The following is a 20223-nucleotide window of genomic DNA, read 5'->3' as shown; positions in this document are numbered from 1 at the left end:
CCGCTGACCCCACGAACCCCCGGAACGGAAGGACCGACCGTGGACACCACGCACCAGGACCCCACCGACCTGCACGCAGCCCCGGACGCCGACCTGGACGCCGACCTGGACGCCGACCTGGACGCCGACGTCGTCGTGGTCGGCGGCGGACCCGCCGGCAGCACCGTCGCGACCCTGCTGGCCCAGCGCGGCCGGGACGTCGTCCTGCTCGAACGCGAGCAGTTCCCGCGGTACCACGTGGGCGAGTCGCTGATCTCCGGGATCGTGCCGCTGATCCGCGAACTCGGGCTCGAGGCCGAGATGGACGCGCGGTACCCGTGGAAGTACGGCGTCACCCTCGTGTGGGGTTCCGAACCCGAACCCTGGCGCACGGCGTTCAACGACGCCAGCCCGTTCGACCACTCCTGGCACGTGGACCGCGCGAGCTTCGACGAGCTGCTGCTGGACAACGCGCGCGCCCACGGGGTCCGCGTCCTGGAACGCGCGAAGGTGACGTCGGTGCGCACCGGACCCGACGGCCGCGTCGGGGGCGTGGAGTTCGAGCAGGACGGGCGGCGGCGCGAGGTGCGGGCGCGGTGGACCGTCGACGCCTCCGGCCACGCCCGCGTCGCGAGCCGCCACCTCACCGACGTCGACTGGCACGACGACCTGCGCAACATCGCGATCTGGCGCTACGTCGACGACTTCCGGCCGCTGGAGGACTCCGGCGACATCCTCGTCGAGGCCGTCCCGGAGGTCGGGGGCTGGCTGTGGGGGATCCCCGTGTCCGCGAACCGCCTGAGCGTCGGGTACGTGACCTCCGCGGCCGCGGTCGCCGAGGCCACCGCCGCCGGCCGCAGCGCCGAGGACCTGTTCGACGCCGCGCTCGCCGCCAGCCGGGTCGCCCGCACGATGGTCGAGCCCGGGACGCCGGTCCCGGGTCAGCGGACCGTGCGCGACTTCTCCCTCACGGCCCGGCGGTTCTCCGGACCGGGGTGGGTGGGGGTCGGCGACGCCGTCGCGTTCGTCGACCCGCTGTTCTCCTCGGGGGTGTGGCTGGGTTCGTCGGGGTCCTGGCTCGCGGCGCGCGCGCTGGACGCGTGCCTGACCGACCCCGACGCCGCCCCGGCCGCCCTCGGCCACTTCGAGCGGGTGTACCGGCAGTTCGTCGGCGACATGCTCGCCTACGTGCGGTACTTCTCCGACCCGCGCCGCCACCGCGAGGACTACCTGGAGAAGGCGCAGGCCGCCACGCGGGTGTTCGCCGAGAACTCGCAGGTGGGTTTCGTCTCGCTCATCTCGGGGATCACGGCGCTGCCCGACATCGTGGGTTTCGACCCGCTCGGCGACCGGGTCGGGTCCACGTTCGCCGCGGCGATGTCGGTCTGAGGCGGACCTCGTGAACACGCCGAACTTCGAGGTCCTGCTGCACGTCACGGCGGCCGTCGCGGTGATCGTGGTCCTGGCGAGGGTGTGCGGGGCCCTCGCGGAGAAGGTGGGGCAACCCGCCGTCGTCGGGGAGATGGTCTCCGGGATCCTGCTCGGCCCCACCCTGCTGGGTTCGCTCGCCCCCGGGTTCACGGGCTACCTGTTCACCGACCGCACCCGGCCGGTCCTCTACACCGTGGCGATGCTCGGCCTGTGCCTGTACATGTTCCTCGTGGGCGCCGACCACGAGATCGAGACCGGACGGGGCCGGGACCGGTGGGCCCCCGTCGCGCTGGCCGTGACGGGGGTGGTGGGCCCCGCGGTGCTCGGCGGCCTCGGCGGCGGTCTGCTGCTCGCCGGTGAACGGCCCGCCGGCGTCGCCCCGTGGGTGTACGCGGTGTTCCTCGGGGGTGCGCTGTCCATCACGGCGTTCCCGATGCTGGCCCGGGTCCTGCAGGAGCGGCGCATGGTCCACACCCGGTTCGGCCGGACGGCGACGACGGCGGCCGCCGTCGACGACGCCCTCGCCTGGTGCCTGCTGGCGGTCGTGACGTCCCTGGTGACCCGGGGCAGCGCCCTGGGCGCGGTGACGACGGTCGTCCTGCCCGCCCTCGCCCTGGCCGTCGCCGTCCTGGTGGTCGTGCCGCGCGTCTTCCGCTCCCGCCTCGAGGCGGCGGTCCACCGCGGGCACCTCGACGAGGGCCTGCTGGCCGCCCTGCTCGCCACGACCCTCGTGGTCGGCTGGGCCGCGGACGCGATCGGGATCTACTCGGTGTTCGGCGGGTTCCTGGTGGGGGTCGCGCTGCCGCGCGTCCCCGGGTTCGCCCCCCTGCTGCACGGTTCGGCGCTCGGGCTGGTGCGCACGCTGATGCTGCCGCTGTTCTTCGCGTTCTCCGGCCTGAACACCGACCTGCGGACCCTGGCCTCGCCGTCCTACCTGCTGCCGCTCGTGGCCCTCGTGCTCGTCGCGGCCGTCACGAAGTCCGCCGCCGGCTACGTCGTGCTGCGCCGCTGGTTCCGCTGGTCGCACGGCGAGGCCTTCGCCATGGGGGCGATCATGAACGCGCGCGGGCTCATGATCCTGATCTTCATCAACGCCGGGCTCGACCTCGGCGTCCTGAGCCGTCCCGCGTTCTCGATGCTCGTCGTCGTGGCGGTCGTGACGACGGCCGCCGCGGTCCCGCTGTACCGCCGGCACTTCAGCGACGCGGTCGAGGAGGCCGCCCGCGAGGAGGGCCTGCGGCGGCGGCCGCGAGCCACCGCCGTCGGAGCGCGCGAACCGGAGTGGGCCAGCCCGGGGTGAGCTGCGCTCAGGCGGGGACGGGGGTGACGCGCACGGGGCGCACGGCGCGCGGGAACCAGCGCTCCTCGGGGGCGGGGACGCCGAAGTGGAAGCCCTGGGCGGACTCCCAGCCCTGCTCGGCGAGGTGGTCGGCCTGCGCCGCGGTCTCCACCCCCTCGCACACCGACGACAGCCCGAAGCTGCCCGCCAGGCTCACGACGGCCGCCGCGATGCGGTCCGAGCTGGAGTCCTCGGGCAGGTCCGCCACGAACGACCGGTCGAGCTTGAGCCCGGAGACGGGCAGCCGGCGCAGGTAGGCCAGCGCGGAGTAGCCGGTGCCGAAGTCGTCGAGGAGCACGGCCACGCCCAGCTCGGCGAGGTCGCGCAGCTCCCGCTCGGTGACGGCGTCCCCGGAGACGAGGGAGGTCTCCAGGAGCTCGACGGCCAGCCGCGCGGGCGGCAGGCCGCGGCGGTGCAGACCGCGGGCGACGGAGGCGGCGAACGTGCCGTCGAGGCGGCGCGCGGAGGTGTTCACGGCGACCCGCACGTCGGGGTGGCGGGTCAGGAAGTCGAGCGCCTGCTCCAGCACCACGGCGTCGATGGCGCTGACGAGCCCGCAGTCCTCGGCCACGTCGAGGAACTGCCCCGGCAGGAGCAGCCCGCGCCGCGGGTGGTCCCAGCGCACGAGCGCCTCGAACCCCGTGCGGCGGCCGTCGCGCAGCCGCACCACCGGCTGGTAGTGCACGCGCAGCTCGTCGTGCTCCAGGGCGCGGCGCAGGTCGGTCTCCACGGTGAGGCGGCGCACGGCCCGGTCGCGCATGGTCGAGGTGAACACCCGGCAGCAGCCGCCGCCGGCGGCCTTGGCCGCGTCCAGGGCCGTGTTGGCGTCGCGCAGCAGCGTCGCGGCGTCCAGCAGGGGGGTGGTCCCGCGCCCGACGTCCGTCCCGGTGGCCTGCAGGTCGACCACGACGAGGCCGGTGCTGACGGCGCAGCGGATCTCCTGGCGGCCGTCGGGGACCTCGACCTCGAGGGGGGCGCCGAGGTCGCGGGTGAGCCGGTCCGCGACGTCGACGGCCTCGGCGACGTCGGTCAGGCCGGGCAGGACGACGAGGAACTCGTCGTCGCCGAGCCGGGCCACGACGTCACCGCCGCGCACCCCGGCCGTCAGCCGCCGGGCGACCCCGACGAGGACCTCGTCGCCGACGGCGTGCCCGAGGCTCTCGTTGACGACGCGGAACCGGTCGAGGTCGCAGGAGACGACGCCCAGGAGCCCCTCGCGGGTGGGCAGGCGGGAGGTGAGGTCGGCGACGACCCCGGCGCGGCTGCGCAGGTGGGTCAGGGGGTCGTGGTCGCCGGGGTGGTGGCGCCGGCCGCGCCGGTCGGCGTCGACGAGCTGCACCAGGACGACGCTGGTGGCGTCGTCGGCGGACGACAGCGAGCAGAGGACCTGGGCGCGCAGGGGGCCGGCGTCCCGGCGGCGCACGAGCAGTTCCCCCTGGACGACCGGTGCCCCGCGGAGGAGTTCCTCGACGACGGCGTCGAGGTCGAACCCGCCGTGGGGGCCCGGGGCGGTGCCCCTCGGGACGGGCGCGGCGCCGGCGGGAGCGGGCGCGAGGAGGTCGCCGATCTTGGTGCCGCCGAGCTCGTCGGGGCGCAGGTGCAGGAGCGCGGCGAACGCGTCGTTGGTGTCCAGCAGCTCCCCGTGCAGGTCGGTGACGGCCACCGCGAGAGCGGCGGACATCACGACCCGGGTGAGCCCGGGTCCTCGGTCGTCGTGCACCACTCACCTCCTCGTGGAACCCCAGCTCGGACGCCTCGAGTCCTTCATGCGTCAATCTTCTAGAAGAATCCGGCTGTGCGATGAGTGTGACGCCTCTCGGGCCCGGACACAAACGGTCCGGCGGAACCTCCGCTGCTCGGTCACCGTCAGCGAGCGGGGGTGACTGTGAGGTCCGTCCGGGCGGTGGTTTGCGCCGAACGGGGGACCTGGGAGCGGCCCGTGGGCCCCCGCGCTCAGGCCCGCGCCCCGCCCGGTCGATCCCTGGCACGTGGCAGACCTCCCCGAGCAGCGAGAACGGCGCTCCATCAGCCTGCGCGCCAGGCTCCTGGCGCTCGTGCTCGTCCCCGTGCTCGGGTTCTCCGCCTTCGCCTCGATCCTCGTCGTCCACCGGTTCCAGCGCGTGCAGGCCGCCGAGGACGCCGTCCGCCAGGTGCGCGCGGCCATCGCCCTCGACGCCGTCCGCGCCCGCGTCTCCGAGGAGGCGATCCCCCTCGTCTCCAGCGTGGAACTGCTCGACCTGAGCGTGGCCGGGGGGACCCTGCAGGCCCGCAACGAGCTCGCCGTGAACCTGCACACCCTCTACTCCGGCGCCGCCGCCCGCACCGACGCCGCCGTCGCCACCGCGTCCCGCAACGCCCTGGCCGGGCCCCAGGTCCGCGACGCCGCGACCTCGCTCGCGACGGTCCGCGCGTCCTGGGGCGCCGGGGCGACCGCCGACGAGCGCCTGCGCAGCAACCGCCAGCTCTTCGACAAGTACCGCTTCCTCGTCGCCACCCTCAGCGACGCCGTCGACGAGCACCTCGCCGCCGCAGCCGCCGGGGGCGGCGACCCCCAGCTCGACGACGCCGTCACCGAGCTGCAGCGCACCGCCCGCGCGACCACGCTGGCCGGCGAGGAGGTCCCCTACTACCTGGGGTACCTGGCCGCCGAGAACAGCATCCAGGGCTCGGCCCGGGGCTTCTTCCTGCGCAGCTGGGCCGGCTACCGCAACGCCTCCGACGAGGTCTCCACCTCCCGCCACTTCGCGCTGCGCAACAGCTGGGGCACGGCCGTGCTCACCGCCGACGCCCAGACCGTCGACGGCACCCTCGACGAGGCCGCCGCCGCGACCACCCGGACCGTCCCGGACGCCGAGACCCTCGTCGCGCTCAGCACCGCCGTCGTCGGCCGCGACGACGCCCTGCACGCGGCCCTGCGCGTCGCCGCCGACCGGGCCGTCGGGGTGGCCGAGGGCTACCGCGGCGCCGCCGAGCACGAACTGGTGAAGTACGCCGCGATCACCGTCCTGCTGCTGGCGCTGTCCCTCGGCGGCAGCCTCTACACCAGCCGGTCCATCGGCCGGCCCCTGGAACGCCTCGCCGACGCGGCGGGCTCCATCAGCCGCGGCGAGCTCGTCGACGTCACCGTGGAGGGCCCCCCGGAGACCCGCGTCGTGGCGCACGGCCTCGGCGCGGCCGTCGCCAGCCTGCGCTCGATGCAGGCCCAGGCCCAGGCCGTCGCCGACGGCGACCTCGACGACGCCGTCCTGCACCGCCCCCTGGGCGGCCCCCTCGGGCGCGTCGTGCACGCCTCCGTCCAGCAGATCGTCACCGCCGTGCGCGAGCGCGAGGAGCTGCAGCAGGAACTGGCCCACCAGGCCACCCACGACGCCCTCACGACCCTGCCCAACCGCGCCGAGGCCCTCGCCCAGATCGACCGCGCCCTGCGCCGCACCCACCGCACCGGCGACCGCGTCGGCCTGCTCTTCCTCGACCTCGACCAGTTCAAGACCGTCAACGACTCCCTGGGCCACGTCGCCGGCGACGCCGTCCTGCAGACCGTCGCGCAGCGCCTGCGCGAACGGGTCCGGGCCGTCGACGTCGTGGCCCGCCTCGGCGGGGACGAGTTCGTCGTCCTCGTCGAACCCGTCACCGACGAGAAGGGGCTGCTGGAGTTCGGCCAGGCCCTCATCGACACCGTGTCCGCCCCCATCCCGCTGCTCGGCTCCGCCGAGTCCCAGGCCGTCATCGGCGCCAGCGTCGGCGTCGCCGTCAGCCGCGTCGAAGCCGCACCCGGGGCCGGCGGGCACGAGGCGGCCGACCGGCTGCTGCAGGAGGCCCACACCGCCGCCTACCGCGCCAAGAACGCCGGCCGCGGCCGCGTCGAGGTCTACGACGACGACCTGCGCGCGGCGCTCGCCGCCCAGACCGCCGTCGAGGACGGGCTCCGGCACGCCCTGGTCGCCGACGAGCTCGTCCTGCACTACCAGCCCGTCACCGACCTCGAGACCGGCCGCGTCCGCTCGGTGGAGGCGCTGGTGCGCTGGGAGAAGCCCGGTGAGGGGCTGGTCCCGCCCGGCAGGTTCATCCCCGTCGCGGAGGGCTCGGACCTCGTCTGCGACCTCGGGCGCTGGGCGCTGCGGACCTCGCTGCGCCAGCTCGCCGAGTTCGACGCCACCGGCGGACCCGCGGCCGGCCTGAGCGTCGCCGTCAACATCTCCGGCCGGCACCTGCGGTCCCCGCGCCTCGTCGAGGACGTGCGGACGGCCCTGGAGGCGTCCGGGACCGCCCCCGGCCGCCTCGTGCTGGAGGTCACCGAGACCGTCATGGTCGAGGACGACGCGGCCTGGGCGCGGCTGGAGGAACTGCGGGCCATCGGCGTGCGCGTGGCCATCGACGACTTCGGGACGGGGTACACGTCGTTCGGGCAGCTGGCCCGCGTGCCCGTGGACGTGCTGAAGATCGACCGCAGCTTCGTCGACTCCGACGACCCCCGCACGGTCGAGCTCGTGCGCCTCGTCGTCGGGGCGGCCCGCAGCTTCGGGCTGCGCGTCGTCGCCGAGGGGACCGAGCAGGCCTCGCAGGTGCGGGCGCTGCAGGCCGTCGGCTGCGACACCGCGCAGGGCTACTACTTCTCCCGGCCCGTGCCCGCCGGCCGCCTCGCCGAGGCCGTCACCGGGTGCGGCGAGATCTTCTCCACGCTCGGCCGTTTCGCCGAGGCGGGCTGACGGGCGTACCCTCGTGCGGGTTTTTCCTCCGAGGGAGAAGACGTGTCTCAGGCAACGCTGGACCTCGACCCCGGTCACCTGACCGACGAGGCCATCCGCTCCACGATGACGAACTGCACCCGCGGCGAGGCGCACCGCATGCGCGTGCCCGAGTGGGTGCACGGGACCGACCCCGTCCACGAGGTCGTCGGCTGGCGCGACCCCAAGGCCCCCGAGCGCGGCTGGCTGCTGGTGCCGCTGGGCGAGGCCGTCGTCGGGCTCGCGCTGCGCGCCACCCCCGGCAAGGGCGTGCGGACCACCGCCATGTGCGACCTGTGCCGCACGACCCGCTCCCCCGGGGAGGTCGGGCTGTTCGTCGCGGCCCGCGCCGGGGAGTCGGGGCGCAAGCTGAACACCGTCGGGACGTACGTGTGCGCCGACCTGGCGTGCGCCGACAACGTCCGGGTCCTGCGCGCGACGCCGCGGCTGAAGCCGGACCCTGGGCTGAGCATCTCCCAGCGCCAGGAGGCGCTGCGCGAGCGGGCCGCCGCCTTCGCGCGCAAGGTGCTCGCCTCCGCCGACTGAGGGGCCGAGCGGGGGAACGTGGTGACGAGCACCCCGCGGGAGCGTGTAGAGTCGTCACCGCACGTTGCGGACGTAGCGCAGTTGGTAGCGCATAACCTTGCCAAGGTTAGGGTCGCGAGTTCGAGTCTCGTCGTCCGCTCTGTGGAAGTACCGTCGGTCCTCGTGGACCGGCGGTACTTCTTTCATGCCTGGACGGTGTTCCGCGCCGTGCGCAACCTGCCCGCGAGCGCCGTCGCCGTGGGGTGGGCCCGCCACCACGGGGCCACGATCCTCATCGGGAACGACCTCTTCGTCGAGTGCTCCGGGATGCCGCGCGGGACGTACGGCCGGGGCGGGACGACCGTCGGGAACGTGTGGCTCTACGGCGACCTGGGCGGCCCCGACCGGCGCCGGCACGAGCTGCGGCACGCCGACCAGTACGCACTGCTGGGGACGCTGCCCTTCCTCGCGCTGTACGGGCTCAACGCGCTGGTGACGCGCAACCTGCCGCACCGCAACGTGTTCGAGCGGTGGGCGGGGCTGACCGAGGGGGGCTACACCACCCCGGCGATCGAGGAACCCCACGCGGCGATCGAGGAAGATCAGGGAGGCCCGGGGCGGTGATTCCTCGATCGCGGCGCGGGGTTCCTCGATCGCGGCGACGGGGTCCTCACGGGACGGCGGTCGCGGCGCCCGGCTCCGGGCGCACCCGCACGGCCAGCACGGCGACGTCGTCCTCGGCGTGACCCTGGACGAGGCCGAGGACGTGGTCGCAGATGTCCGACGGCGCCATCCCCGCGTACCCGGACGCCGTCTCGGCCAGCCAGGCGAGCCCGTCGTCGATCGCGGCGCCGCGGCGTTCGACGAGCCCGTCGGTGAACAGCAGCACGGTCGCCCCCGGCGGCAGGCCGTGGACGTGGTCGGCGCGCGCGAACCCGGCCTCCAGGCCCAGCAGCAGGTCCGGGCTGGTCCGGAGCAGTTCGACCGTGCCGTCGGGGGCGACGACCAGGGGCGGGGGGTGGCCCGCGTTGGACCAGCGCAACCGCCAGTGCGCCGACCCCTCCAGCGGTTCGACGGTGGCCAGGATGCCCGTCGCCAGGGCCCCGACCCCCAGGTCGCGCATGGCCCGGTCGAGGGCCGAGAGCGCCGCGGCGGGCGAGACCTCCAGGGAGTACCCGATGCCGCGCAGCAGGTTGCGGACCTGCCCCATGGCCGCCGCGGCGTCCTGGTCGTGGCCGGTGACGTCGCCGATGACGAGGCAGGCGGTGCCGGCGGCGGTGAGGAAGGCGTCGTGCCAGTCCCCGCCGACCTGGGCGTGCTCGGCGGCGGGCAGGTAGCGCACGGCGATCTCGAGGTGGTCCGGCTGGGGCGCCGCGGTCAGCAGGCTGCGCTGCAGCGTCTCGGCCATCGTCCGGACGGCGGCGGCGGCGGCCCGTTCGGCCTGGGTGGCGCGGACGCGGTCCAGGGCCTGGGCGGTGGAGGCCGCGAGGGCGGTGATGAGGTCGGTGTCCTCGGAGGACAGGTGGCGGGGGGTGCGCCACGACAGGCCGAGGGCGCCGATGACGCGCTCACCGACCCACAGCGGCCAGGCGGCGGTGCTGGGGTCCTCGTCGACGACGGCGCTGCCGCTGAAGGCGGCGGTGAGCGCGGCGACGGCCGGGTCGTGCCGGTCGCCGAGGACCTGCAGGCGCCCCTCCTCCAGGACCCCGAGGACGATGCCGTCGGCGCCGAGCAGCCCGACGGCCCCCCGGCCCAGGACGCGCAGGACGTCGTCGACGTCGTCGACGCTGGGCAGGGCCTGGGCGACGGCGACGAGACCGGCGAGGCGCTGGGCCTGCCACTGCTGCAGGTCCGCGCGACGGCGTTCGGCCTCGTAGGAGGCCGCGGCCGACAGGGCGTCGCCGACGGTGGCGGCGACGAGCCGCAGGAAGTCGCGGTGGGCGGCGTCCACGGGCACGAGGTCGCTCAGGCGGGCGGCCAGGACCCCGGGGGACTCCCCGCCGAGGGCCGCCGGGATCCGGACCCAGGCGAGCCGGGTGCCGTCGGGTTGTTCGCGGACGAGGACCTGCCGCGGCGCCAGGGCCTCCGGCGGTGGCGGCAGGCGCAGGGGCTGGCCGGGCAGCTGCAGGTCGGCGGCGGGCAGGTCCAGCGGTGCGGTCGCCAGCACGTCGAGGGCCTTGCGGGCCAGGTCGGCCGGTGACTGCAGCTCGGAGGCGAGGTCGCCCAGCCGCGTGAGCAGTTCCAGGCGGCGGTGGTCCTGGACCTGGCGGGTGGTCTCGGCGGCGATGTCCATGACGCCGGCGATGCGACCCTCGTCGTCGCGCACCGGGGAGTAGGAGAAGGTGAAGCACGTCTCCTCGGGGCGGCCGTGCCGGTTCAGCACCAGGGGCATGTCCTCGAACCACACCGCGTCGCCGCCGCGCGCCTGCTCGAACAGCGGCTCCAGGTCGTCCCACGCCTCGGCGAACACCTCCCCGACGGGACGGCCGAGGGCGGCGGGGTGCTTGTCGGCGATCATGTCGGCGTAGGGCTGGTTGTAGAGCATCGCCAGGTCCGGACCCCAGCAGATGACGATGGCGAAGCGGGTCTCCAGCGCCAGCTCCAGGACGCGGCGCAGCGAGCGGGGCCAGCGGGACGGGTCCCCCAGGGACGTGCTGTCCCAGTCGACCGCCTCGTAGACGTCCCGGAGGGCCTGCTCGGACCCGAACGGGAGGTTGGCCACCACGTCACGAACGTAGTGGTGATCGTCTAGCGGGGCGCGTTCTCCGCGTCCCGCAACCACCGCGACCCGGCGCCCTCCTCGGCGGCGGCGTCGTGCGGGTTGAACAGGGTGCAGCGGGTCAGGCTGAGGCAGCCGCAGCCGATGCAGCCGTCGAGCGAGGTCCGCAGGGCGTGCAGCTCGCGGATGCGGGCGTCGAGCAGCTCCTGCCAGCGCTCGCCCACGCGCGCCCACTCGGAGGCCGAGGGGGCGCGGTCGGCGGGCAGGGTGGCGAGCGCCTCGCCGATGTCCTTCAGGGACAGGCCGACGCGCTGACCGGCGGCGATGACCGCGAGGCGGCGCAGGACGTGGCGGGGGAAGCGGCGGCGGCCGCCGCCGTCGCGGACGGGGGCGAGCAGGCCGCGTTCCTCGTAGTAGCGCAGGGCCGGGACGGACAGGCCGGCGCGGGCGGCGACGGTGCCGATGCTCAGGAGGTCGTCGCGGGCGCTCACGCTGCGATCCCCCGCTCCGGCGGGACGAGGTCGTGGCTCACGGCCCCATCTTGACCTCCAGCGGGCTTGAGGTGGTGCCGTGGGGGCGTGAGGATCTCGCGCGTCGTCTTCCCCGTCCCGTCCGTGGCCTCGTCCCTGGCGTTCTGGCGGGACGTGCTGGGGCTGCCGGTCGAGGGGTCGACCGTCCGGGTGGGCTCGACGGAGCTGGAGCTCGTCCAGGACCCCGCCGCCCGGCCGGGGACGCAGCACCTGGCGATCGACGTGCCGGGGGACGCGGGGCTCGCGGCGCGGGACTGGTTGCGGGCCCGCACCCCGCTGCTGGCCCGGGACGGGGAGGACCTGCTGGAGTCCTCCCCGGCCTTCGACGCGTGCTCGGTGTACTTCGAGGCGGGCGACGGGACGGTGCTGGAGCTCATCGCCCGGCGCCGGCTCCCCGACCGGCTGGGCACCGCCGCGTTCGGGGCGCAGCACCTGCTGAGGATCAGCGAGGTGGGGGTGCCGGTGGCGTCGGTGCCGCAGGCGGTCTCCCGGCTGGGGCTGGGGGTGCTGGGGACGGCGTCGGCGACGTTCGCCGCGGCCGGGGACGACGGGGGGATGCTGATCCTCGTCGCGCCGGGGCGGGCCTGGTTCCCGACGCGCGAGCACGTCTCGGCGGTCGCCGGCCTGGAGGTGGTCCTGTCAGGGACTGGCCGTCGGGGTGGTGTGCGGTTGAACTCGGGTACGGTGGTCTCGTATGCTTGAGACTTCAAGCAATTAGGCGTCACACTCACGGGGGTTCGTCGTGGAGATCGGGATCAGCGCGTTCGCGGAGACCACGCCCTACGCCGACGGCAGCGGGACGATCTCGCACGCCGCGCGGCTCAAGGAGGTCGTCGAGGAGATCGTCCTCGCCGACCAGGTCGGCCTCGACGTCTACGGCCTCGGCGAGCACCACCGCGCCGACTACGCCTCCTCCGCCCCCGCCGTCGTGCTTGCCGCCGCCGCGACCCGTACGCAGCGCATCCGGCTGTCCACGGCCGTGACCGTGCTGTCCTCCGACGACCCCGTGCGCGTGTTCCAGCAGTTCGCCACGCTCGACGGCCTCTCCGACGGCCGCGCCGAGATCATGGCCGGGCGCGGGTCCTTCATCGAGTCCTTCCCGTTGTTCGGGTACGACCTCGACGCCTACGACGAGCTGTTCTCCGAGAAGCTCGACCTGCTGCTGGCCATCCGCGACGACCCGGCGAAGGTGACGTGGGCCGGCGGGAAGCACCGCGCCGCCGTCCCCGGCCTCGGTGTGTTCCCCCTGCCCGTGCAGCAGCCGCTGCCCGTGTGGATCGCCGTCGGCGGCAACCCGGAGTCCGTCGTGCGCGCCGGGACCCTCGGGCTGCCGCTGGCCCTGGCGATCATCGGCGGGATGCCCGAGCAGTTCGCACCGCTCGTGGACCTCTACCGCCGGGCCGGGCGCGAGGCCGGGCACGACGAGTCCGTCCTGCGCGTGGCGACGCACTCGCACGGGTTCGTGGCCGCCACCACCGCCGAGGCCGAGGCCGTGCACTTCAAGCCGTACCAGGGCGTCATGAACCAGCTCGGCCAGGAACGCGGCTGGGGCTACTTCTCGCACACCTCCTACGAGGCGGCGCGCTCGCGGCGCGGAGCGCTGCTCGTCGGCTCACCCGAGGAGGTCGCCGAGAAGATCCTCTTCCAGCACGAGCACCTCGGGATCGACCGGTTCATGCTGCACCTGTCGGCGGGGACGATGCCGCACGCGGACGTCATGAGGGCCGTGGAGCTGCTGGGGACCGAGGTGGCGCCGCTGGTGCGCAAGGAGCTCGACTGAGGGGGGCGCCGGGGTGGGGGTCGTGGACGCCTTGCGCCAATAGGTTCGGCGCAAGGCGTCCACGACCCCGACCCCAGCCCGCTCGTCCACAGGGTTGTCCACACTGTCCACAGGCCCTGCGCCGGGCCGGGGGTCGCAGGCCCGGGTCGCCGGTCTCAGTCCCGGTTGCGGACCACGAGCCAGACCGCCAGCGCCGTCGCCACGACGATCGCCCCGACGAGGACCGCGGTCTGCTGCTGCGGGGTGCCGGGGGCGTTGTCGCTCGCCTCGTGGACCTTGTGCTGCGCGGTGGCCTTGAGGTCCTCGGCCTTGGCCTGCGCCTGGGCCTTGACGTCGGCCTTGGCGGCCAGGGCGTCGGCGGTGTTCGCGAGGCGGGCGCGGGTGGCCTCGATGTCGCGCTCGAGCTCGGCGCGGTCGGTGGGGACGCTGTCGCTCATCGGTGGAAGCCTTCCTTGACGGTCTGGACGTCCTGCTTGAGCCCCTCGACGGCGTCCTTCGGGACGACCGGCGTGGCCTGCTGGACCTCCTTCTTGCCCATCAGCGCCAGCACCGCCGCGATCGCGAACAGCACGACGGCGACGATGAGCGCGGCCAGCCACGCCGTCACGGCGTGGGACAGGCCGATGATCGCCGTCGTGACGAGCGCACCGACGCCGAAGAACGCGAGGAGACCGGCGCCGGAGAACATCCCGATCCCGACGCCGGCCTTCTTGCCCTTCTCGGTGAGGTCGATCTTCGCGAGCTGCACCTCGTCGCGCACGAGGTGGGAGACCTGCTCGGTGAGCTGGCTCAGCAGCTGACCCACCGACTCGTCCGAGCGGGTGGGACCGGCCGTGGGTCCCGGGCCGTGGGTGACGCTGAGGTCGTCGGTCCGGGTGCCGGACCCAGTGGGTTGAGTCATGCCCTCCCTGTACCCCGCTCAGTGATCTCTCAATCAGCCCATGTGCGGGTACACGTGCGTCGTGGGCGCGACGAACGTCTCCTTGATCGCGCGCGGGCTCGTCCAGCGCTGCAGGTTGTAGATCGACCCGGCCTTGTCGTTGGTGCCGGAGGCGCGGGACCCGCCGAAGGGCTGCTGGCCGACGACGGCCCCGGTGGGCTTGTCGTTGACGTAGAAGTTGCCCGCCGCGAAGCGCAGCGCCTCGGAGGCCTGCGCGACGGCCGCCCGGTCGGTCGCGACGATCGAGCCGGTCAGGCCGTACGCGGCGCCGGAGTCGACGGTGCGCAGCACCTGGTCGAAGTCGCGGTCCTCGTAGACGTGGACGGCGAGGAACGGCCCGAAGTACTCGGTGCAGAACGCCTCGTCGGTCGGGTCCTGGCCCAGCACGACGGTGGGGCGCACGAAGTACCCCTCGGAGTCGTCGTAGGTGCCGCCCGCGGCGATCGTCAGGCCGTCGGTCGCCTTCGCGCGCTCGATGGCGGCGACGTTCTTGGCGTAGCTGCGGGCATCGATGACGGCCCCGCCGAAGTTCGACAGGTCGGTGACGTCGCCGTAGGTCAGGGAGTCGACGGTGGCGCAGAACTCCTCGCCCATGACGTCCCACACCGAGCGGGGCACGAAGGCGCGCGAGGCCGCGGAGCACTTCTGCCCCTGGTACTCGAACGCGCCCAGGGTCAGGGCCGTGCTGAGCACCGCCGGGTCGGCCGAGGGGTGGGCCACGACGAAGTCCTTGCCGCCGGTCTCCCCCACCAGCCGCGGGTACGTGCGGTAGCCGGCGATGTTCTCCCCGACGATGCGCCACAGGTGCTGGAACGTCGCGGTGGAGCCGGTGAAGTGGATGCCGGCCAGGTCCGGGTCGGCGAGCAGGACCTCGGAGACGTCCTTGCCGTCTCCGGTGAGCAGGTTGATGACGCCCGGGGGCAGCCCGGCGGCCTCCAGCAGCTTCATCGTGTGCCAGGCCGCGAGGGTCTGCGTCGGCGACGGCTTCCACACGACGGTGTTGCCCATGAGCGCGGGCGCGGTCGGCAGGTTCCCGGCGATGGCCGTGAAGTTGAACGGGGTGATCGCGTAGACGAACCCCTCCAGCGGCCGGTGGTCCAGCCGGTTCCACACCCCGGGGCTGGAGACCGGCTGCTCCTCCAGGATCCGGCGCCCGAAGTGCACGTTCCAGCGCCAGAAGTCGACGAGCTCGCAGGGGGCGTCGATCTCGGCCTGCTGCGCCGTCTTCGACTGCCCGAGCATCGTCGCGGCGGCGATCCTCTCGCGCCACGGACCGGCCAGGAGGTCGGCGGCGCGCAGGAACACCGCGGCGCGGTCGTCGTAGTCCATCGCGGCCCAGTCGTGGCGGGCCGCGAGCGCGGCGTCGGCGGCCCGGCGGGCGTCCTCGCGCGTCGCGGTCCCGAAGGTGCCCAGGACGGAGGCGTGCTGGTGGGGCTGGACGACGTCGTGCTTCTCCCCGGCCCCCAGGACGGCCTCACCGCCGATGGTCTGGGTGAGCTCGACGGGGTGCGCGACGTGCTCGGCGAGCGCGTCGGTCAGCCGCTTGCGCTCGGGGCTGCCGGGCGCGTAGCCGTGGACGGGTTCGTTGCGCGGGGCGGGGACGTCGGTGACGGATTGCACGTCGGGTTCCTTCCGGGTCAGGGGCGCGGCGTCAGCCGGCGACGAGGGAACGGGCGAAGAACGCGAGGTTCGCGGGGCGCTCGGCCAGGCGGCGGGAGAAGTACCCGTACCAGTCGGTGCCGTAGGGGACGTAGACCCGCACCGCGTGCTGCGCGGCGAGGCGCTTCTGCTCACCGGCGCGGATGCCGTAGAGCATCTGGAACTCCGCCGAACCCGCGGGCTTGCCGGCGAGCAGCTCCTCGGCGAGGGCGACGATGCGCAGGTCGTGGGTGGCGATCATCGGGTAGGCGCCGCCGTCGAGCAGGGTCTTGAGGCAGCGGACGTACGCCTTGTCGACGTCGGCCTTGGCGGGGTAGGCGACCTCGGGGGGTTCGTTGTAGGCGCCCTTGACGAGGCGGACGCGGGACCCGGCGTGGGCGAGGTCGCGGGCGTCGCCCTCGGTGCGGCGCAGCATGGCCTGCAGGACGCAGCCGGTGCGGGGGAAGTCCGCCCGCAGCGCGCGGACGGTCTCGAGGGTGTCCTCGACGCGGGTGTGGTCCTCCATGTCGACCGTCACGTCGACCCCGTGCGCGTGGGCGCGTTCGACCAGCGTGCGGGCACGTTCGGTGGCTCGGCGCGGACCGTCCGGGCCCAGGCCCTGGCCGAGGGCGGAGAGCTTGATCGAGATCTCGTTGCCGGTCGCGAGCCCTTCGGCGGCGAGCCGGTCGAGGAGCTCGGAGTACCCGGCGACGGTCTCGTCGGCCTGCTCGGGGGCGGTGATGTCCTCCCCGAGCCGGTCGAGGGTGACGGCGATGCCGTCGCGGGTCAGGTCCCGCACGGCGCCGGTGGCCGCGTCGACGTCGTCACCGGCGACGAAGCGGGCCACGACGGGCCGGCTGAGGCTGCTGCCGGTGACGAGCCGGCGGACGCCGGAGTTGCCGGCGACACCGAGGAGGAGTTGTCCGAACACACCTCGACGCTAGGCCTTCACGCCCCGCGCGGCCACTGACGGACGTCACACGTCTCAGAGCCCTCGTCATCCAGGTGGATGATGCCCAGGTGAACCCCACGGACCAGGTGCAGGACCTCGTCGACACCGTCGCCGAGCTCACGGGAGCGCCCGTGACGCTGGAGGACCGGGACCTGCTGCTCGTCGCGTCCTCCGGTCACGACGACGAGATCGACGAGGTCCGGCGGCGCTCGGTCCTGCGCCGCCGCTCCGACCCCGTCGTGCAGGAGCTGTTCAACGGGTTCGGCATCGCCCGGGCGAACGGGCCGCTGCGCATCCCCGGCGACCCCGCGACCGGCCGGCTGCCCCGCTGGTGCCTGCCCGTGCGCTGGCGCGGCGTGACGTACGGGTACCTGTGGCTGCTCGACCCGCACGACCGGGTGCGCGTGGACCACCTCGAGCGCGTCGACGAGGCCCTCGACCTCGTCGCCGCGCACCTGGCGACCCGGGCCCGCACCGCAGACCGCACCACGTGGGCCGTCGGGGAGCTGCTGTCCGCCGACGCCGGGTCCCGGGCCCGCGCCGTGGAGGAGCTGCAGCGCGACGGGCTGCTGACCCCTGCGGTCACCGTGGTCGCGCTGGCGCCCGTGGACGGCGGCCCGACCGGCGTCGTCAACGGCTGGCTGCTGCCGCGCTCGGTCCTGGTGGCCGGGGTGGGGCACCGGGCCGCGCTCGTCGTCCCCGCCCCCCTCGCCGGCCGCGACGTCGCCGAGCGCGCCGCGGCCGCGCTGCTGTCGCAGCACCCCGGCGGCCTGGCCGTGGGGGTCTCCGGCGTGGTCGAGGCGTCGGCGGCGCACGTCGGGTGGCGGCAGGCGGACGCCGCGCTGCGCGCGGGGACGGCGGGGGTGCGCGAGTGGGAACGGCTCGGCGCGCACCGGCTGCTCGCCCTCGGCGACCCCTCGACGGTCGTCGTGGACGAGCGCGCGCGCCGGCTGCTGGCCGACCCCGAGCTGGCGGGCACCGTGCGCACCTACCTCGACCTCGCGGGGTCGGCGCAGCGCACGGCCGAGGCGCTGTCGATCCACCGCCAGACGCTGTACCACCGGCTGCGGCGGGCCTGCGCGCTCAGCGGGTACGACCTGGACGACGGGCGGGACCGGCTGGCGGTGCACCTGGCGCTGGTGCTGGGAGGCTGACCCGGTGCTGCCTCCCGACGGTCACGTGCACAGCGAGTTCTCCTGGGACGCGCGCCGCGTGGGGTCGATGCGCGCGACGTGCGCGCGGGCCGTGGCGATCGGGCTGCCCTCGGTGGCGTTCACCGAGCACGTCGACCTGACGCCGTTCCGGGCGGGTTTCCTCGCCGGGTCCTTCGGCGACCTCGTCGACGCCGACGGGATCCTGCACGCGCCCCTGCCGGACTTCGACGCCTACGCCGAGAGCCTGGACCGCTGCCGCGCCGAGTTCCCCGGCCTGGAGGTCCTGTCCGGCCGGGAGGTGGGGCAGCCGCACCTGCACGTGGCCGAGCTCGCCGCCCTGCCGCCCGTGGACCGGGTCGTGGGCTCGCTTCACTGCCTGTGGGACGAGGAGGCGTCCGCGTACGCGGAACCCTGGCTGCTGTTCGAGGACCGCCCGGCGCCCGACGTGTTCCGCGACTACCTCGCGGAGGTCTGCCGGATGGGCCCGGGGGACTTCGACACGTTCGCCCACCTCGACTACCCCGTGCGGTCGTGGCCCGGGGAGTTCGACCCGCGGGACTTCGAGGAGGAGCTGCGGACGGCGCTGCGCTCCCTCACCGACCGGTGCCTGGAGATCAACACGCGGTTGCCGCTGCACCCGACGATCCTGCGCTGGTGGGCCGAGGAGGGCGGGCGGCGCGTGACGTTCGGCAGCGACGCCCACGAGGCGCGGTTCGTGGGGACGGGGTTCGCGCAGGCCGGTGAGCGGGCGTCCGCGGCGGGGTTCGCCCCGGGCCGCCGGCCCGGGGACCCGTGGGTGCGGGCCTGAGCGTCACCGCCTGACGACCCACACCTCCACGTCGCGCTCCTCGCCGCCGATCGGGTGCGTCGTCGCGCCGACCCGGGTGAACCCGGCCCGCGCGAGCGTGCGCAGCGAGGCGGTGTTCCACGGCTCGACCAGCGCCTCGACGGTCCGGGCCGCCGGGTGCGTCCAGGCGAAACCGACGAGGAGGCCCAGCGCCTCGGCGGCCAGGCCCTGCCCCCGGGCGCCGGGGACCACGGCGTAGCCGACGGTGAAGCGCTCCGCCCCGGCGAACCACAGCCCGCACTGCCCCACGGCGCGACCCCCGACCTCGAGCGCGAAGGAGTAGCCGGCGCCCTCGGCGAGACGGCCCTGCTGGCGCCGGACCCACGCGGCGGCCTGGGCGGCGTCGGCGTGCGCGGGCAGCGAACCGGTGCGCGGCACGTAGGGGTCGGTGGACAGCTCACGGGCCATCGCGGCGTCCGCGGGGACGAAGGCCCGAAGCCGCACGCGCGGGCCGACGAGCGGGTCCGGGAACCCGCTCACCACAGCTCCCCCACGGCGGCGGCCTGGGCGGCCGGGTCCAGCCCGGCGACGTCGAGGCGGACATCGGCGGCGGGCGGGTCCTCGGCGTCGCGGCGGTGCAGCCAGGCGAACTCCTCCTCGGTCAGCCACGCGGGGCGGGTGGTGGCCCGCCGCCGGGCCTCGGCGAACGGCACCCGCAGGTGGACGACCAGGACGCCGGACAGGAGCTGCCGGTAGACGGGGACGGTCGCGGGGGCCAGGACGTCGGCCACGACGACGTCGAACCCGGCGTCGGTGAGGTTGCGGACCAGGGCGCAGGCGTTGCGGGCGGCGAGGGCCGCCTGCCGGGGGCCGTCCGGTTCCCACGCGGCGGCCGCACCGGCGACCACGAGCTGGCGGACGTCATCGACGTCCACGAAGGCCCCGGCGGTGCGCGCCCCGGCGAGCCGGCGCCCCGTCGTGGTCTTGCCCACGGCCGGACCCCCGGTGAGGACCAGCGGGCGGCGGGGCACCCGTCGTGTCTACCGTCGGCGCGTGGCCGTCGCACCCGGGTTCCGCGCCCTGACCGTCGACGACCTCGCCGACCTGGGCTGGGCGGGGTCCGGGACGCACCTGCGGGCCGTGCGCGCGGAGCTGACGCGCGGTGACGAGGTGGACTACCTCGCCGCCGTCGTCGACGGGCGGGTCGTGGGGGTCGGGGCCGTCGACCACGTCGCGCAGCCGGGACGCGGGGCGTTGTTCCAGCTCGTCGTGCACCCCGGCCACCGCTCGCGCGGGGTGGGGACGGCGCTGGTCGGTGCGCTGGAGGACGCGGTCCGCGCCCGCGGTGGCGCCGAGGCGGTCCTGGAGGTGGAGGTCGACAACCCGCGCGCGCAGGCGCTCTACGAGCGGCTCGGGTACCGGCGGGCCGGGACGACCGTGAGCTCGTGGACGGCCGAGCGCGCCGACAGGAGCACGTACGAGCACCGGGCGCGGTGCCGGGTGCTGCGGCGAGCACTGGTCGGGGACGTCGGTGACGGTCCCGCACCGGGGCACCGGTGAGGCTCGGGGTGTCGGGACGCCGGGGGCGGTCGTCGGGCTGGGCGGGTGACGAGCGGCCACGGCACCGCGTACGACTTCGGATGACCGCGACGTCGGGTGAGGTGTGTGCAGGATCGATGCAGCCATCGCCCGCCGCAGCCCGGCGGACGGTCCCGGGGACGGCGT

General features: G+C 74.9%; 19 protein-coding genes and 1 tRNA gene. 11 read left to right on the top strand and 9 right to left on the bottom strand.

Features of this window, described 5'->3' with window-relative positions; all coding sequences use genetic code 11:
• Positions 1-39: 39 nt before the first annotated feature.
• Positions 40-1368: an NAD(P)/FAD-dependent oxidoreductase gene (locus tag CLV37_RS21900; RefSeq protein ID WP_170127426.1), complete on the top strand. Its 1329-nt coding sequence runs from the start codon at positions 40-42 to the stop codon at positions 1366-1368.
• Positions 1369-1378: 10 nt separating this feature from the next.
• Positions 1379-2710: a cation:proton antiporter gene (locus CLV37_RS21895; protein ID WP_106214464.1), complete on the top strand. Its 1332-nt coding sequence runs from the start codon at positions 1379-1381 to the stop codon at positions 2708-2710.
• A 7-nt stretch (positions 2711-2717) separates the two neighbouring features.
• On the opposite strand, the gene CLV37_RS21890 is transcribed toward CLV37_RS21895, so the two are convergent.
• On the bottom strand, positions 2718-4469 hold the full coding sequence (locus tag CLV37_RS21890; protein ID WP_146149538.1) for a putative bifunctional diguanylate cyclase/phosphodiesterase: 1752 nt from the start codon (positions 4467-4469) through the stop codon (positions 2718-2720).
• A gap of 268 nt (positions 4470-4737) precedes the next feature.
• Here CLV37_RS21890 and CLV37_RS21885 point away from each other — a divergent pair, with 268 nt between their 5' ends.
• The 4 genes from CLV37_RS21885 (at position 4738) to CLV37_RS21870 (ending at position 8622) form a co-directional block, all read left to right on the top strand.
• Entirely contained in the window at positions 4738-7455 is a 2718-nt protein-coding gene (locus CLV37_RS21885) for a putative bifunctional diguanylate cyclase/phosphodiesterase (protein WP_245885543.1), read from the top strand.
• 42 nt (positions 7456-7497) lie between these two features.
• On the top strand, positions 7498-8019 hold the full coding sequence (locus tag CLV37_RS21880) for an FBP domain-containing protein (protein ID WP_245885542.1): 522 nt from the start codon (positions 7498-7500) through the stop codon (positions 8017-8019).
• Positions 8020-8085: 66 nt separating this feature from the next.
• Positions 8086-8158: transfer RNA gene (locus CLV37_RS21875), tRNA-Gly, on the top strand.
• A gap of 23 nt (positions 8159-8181) precedes the next feature.
• Positions 8182-8622 (top strand): hypothetical protein, encoded by a 441-nt coding sequence (locus CLV37_RS21870; protein ID WP_146149537.1) that lies wholly within the window; start codon positions 8182-8184, stop codon positions 8620-8622.
• Between the two features lie 46 nt (positions 8623-8668).
• Here the strand turns inward: CLV37_RS21870 and CLV37_RS21865 are convergent, their stop codons facing one another.
• On the bottom strand, positions 8669-10723 hold the full coding sequence (locus tag CLV37_RS21865) for a SpoIIE family protein phosphatase (protein WP_106214458.1): 2055 nt from the start codon (positions 10721-10723) through the stop codon (positions 8669-8671).
• A gap of 23 nt (positions 10724-10746) precedes the next feature.
• On the bottom strand, positions 10747-11208 hold the full coding sequence (gene soxR, locus CLV37_RS21860; RefSeq protein ID WP_106214456.1) for a redox-sensitive transcriptional activator SoxR: 462 nt from the start codon (positions 11206-11208) through the stop codon (positions 10747-10749).
• 87 nt (positions 11209-11295) lie between these two features.
• Between soxR and CLV37_RS21855 the strand changes: the two genes are divergently transcribed.
• Positions 11296-11949: a VOC family protein gene (locus CLV37_RS21855; protein WP_106214454.1), complete on the top strand. Its 654-nt coding sequence runs from the start codon at positions 11296-11298 to the stop codon at positions 11947-11949.
• Positions 11950-11989: 40 nt separating this feature from the next.
• Entirely contained in the window at positions 11990-13027 is a 1038-nt protein-coding gene (locus CLV37_RS21850; protein WP_106214452.1) for an LLM class flavin-dependent oxidoreductase, read from the top strand.
• A gap of 155 nt (positions 13028-13182) precedes the next feature.
• Here CLV37_RS21850 and CLV37_RS21845 read toward each other — a convergent pair whose 3' ends face one another.
• From CLV37_RS21845 to CLV37_RS21830, 4 genes are read right to left on the bottom strand one after another with little or no spacing between them, the layout of a single operon-like run.
• Complete coding sequence (locus CLV37_RS21845; protein ID WP_106214450.1) at positions 13183-13464, bottom strand: DUF3618 domain-containing protein; 282 nt, start codon at positions 13462-13464, stop codon at positions 13183-13185.
• A complete protein-coding gene (locus tag CLV37_RS21840) occupies positions 13461-13928 on the bottom strand; it encodes a phage holin family protein (RefSeq protein ID WP_106214448.1) in 468 nt (155 codons plus the stop codon). The genes CLV37_RS21845 and CLV37_RS21840 overlap by 4 nt, the downstream gene beginning before the upstream one ends.
• Positions 13929-13961: 33 nt before the next feature.
• Complete coding sequence (pruA, locus tag CLV37_RS21835; RefSeq protein WP_106214446.1) at positions 13962-15587, bottom strand: L-glutamate gamma-semialdehyde dehydrogenase; 1626 nt, start codon at positions 15585-15587, stop codon at positions 13962-13964.
• A gap of 31 nt (positions 15588-15618) precedes the next feature.
• Positions 15619-16536 carry a proline dehydrogenase family protein gene (locus CLV37_RS21830; protein WP_106214444.1) on the bottom strand — a complete coding sequence of 306 codons (918 nt, stop codon included), beginning with the start codon at positions 16534-16536 and terminating at the stop codon, positions 15619-15621.
• 89 nt (positions 16537-16625) lie between these two features.
• Between CLV37_RS21830 and CLV37_RS21825 the strand changes: the two genes are divergently transcribed.
• Positions 16626-17711: a PucR family transcriptional regulator gene (locus CLV37_RS21825; protein ID WP_106214442.1), complete on the top strand. Its 1086-nt coding sequence runs from the start codon at positions 16626-16628 to the stop codon at positions 17709-17711.
• 4 nt (positions 17712-17715) lie between these two features.
• Positions 17716-18519, top strand: a complete 804-nt coding sequence (locus tag CLV37_RS21820) for a PHP domain-containing protein (protein WP_211298852.1) — start codon at positions 17716-17718, stop codon at positions 18517-18519.
• A gap of 3 nt (positions 18520-18522) precedes the next feature.
• Here the strand turns inward: CLV37_RS21820 and CLV37_RS21815 are convergent, their stop codons facing one another.
• Both CLV37_RS21815 and CLV37_RS27820 read right to left on the bottom strand, forming a co-directional pair.
• Positions 18523-19038 carry a GNAT family N-acetyltransferase gene (locus tag CLV37_RS21815; protein WP_106214440.1) on the bottom strand — a complete coding sequence of 172 codons (516 nt, stop codon included), beginning with the start codon at positions 19036-19038 and terminating at the stop codon, positions 18523-18525.
• On the bottom strand, positions 19035-19529 hold the full coding sequence (locus CLV37_RS27820; protein WP_170127425.1) for a P-loop nucleotide/nucleoside kinase family protein: 495 nt from the start codon (positions 19527-19529) through the stop codon (positions 19035-19037). Before CLV37_RS27820 ends, CLV37_RS21815 begins: the two co-directional genes overlap by 4 nt.
• Before the next feature lie 22 nt (positions 19530-19551).
• Here CLV37_RS27820 and CLV37_RS21805 point away from each other — a divergent pair, with 22 nt between their 5' ends.
• A complete protein-coding gene (locus CLV37_RS21805; RefSeq protein ID WP_170127424.1) occupies positions 19552-20058 on the top strand; it encodes a GNAT family N-acetyltransferase in 507 nt (168 codons plus the stop codon).
• The last annotated feature ends 165 nt before the right edge of the window (positions 20059-20223 follow it).

It is taken from the genome of Kineococcus rhizosphaerae (assembly GCF_003002055.1).
Lineage (GTDB): Bacteria > Actinomycetota > Actinomycetes > Actinomycetales > Kineococcaceae > Kineococcus > Kineococcus rhizosphaerae.
Note: the sequence above shows the minus strand (reverse complement) of the source record. Positions and strands in the feature narration are given on the sequence as shown.

Coding starts and splice junctions, on each gene's coding strand:
- CLV37_RS21845 (WP_106214450.1), bottom strand. CDS start 13,464: ATGAGCGACAGCGTCCCCACCGACCGCGCCGAGCTCGAGCGCGACATC.
- CLV37_RS21840 (WP_106214448.1), bottom strand. CDS start 13,928: ATGACTCAACCCACTGGGTCCGGCACCCGGACCGACGACCTCAGCGTC.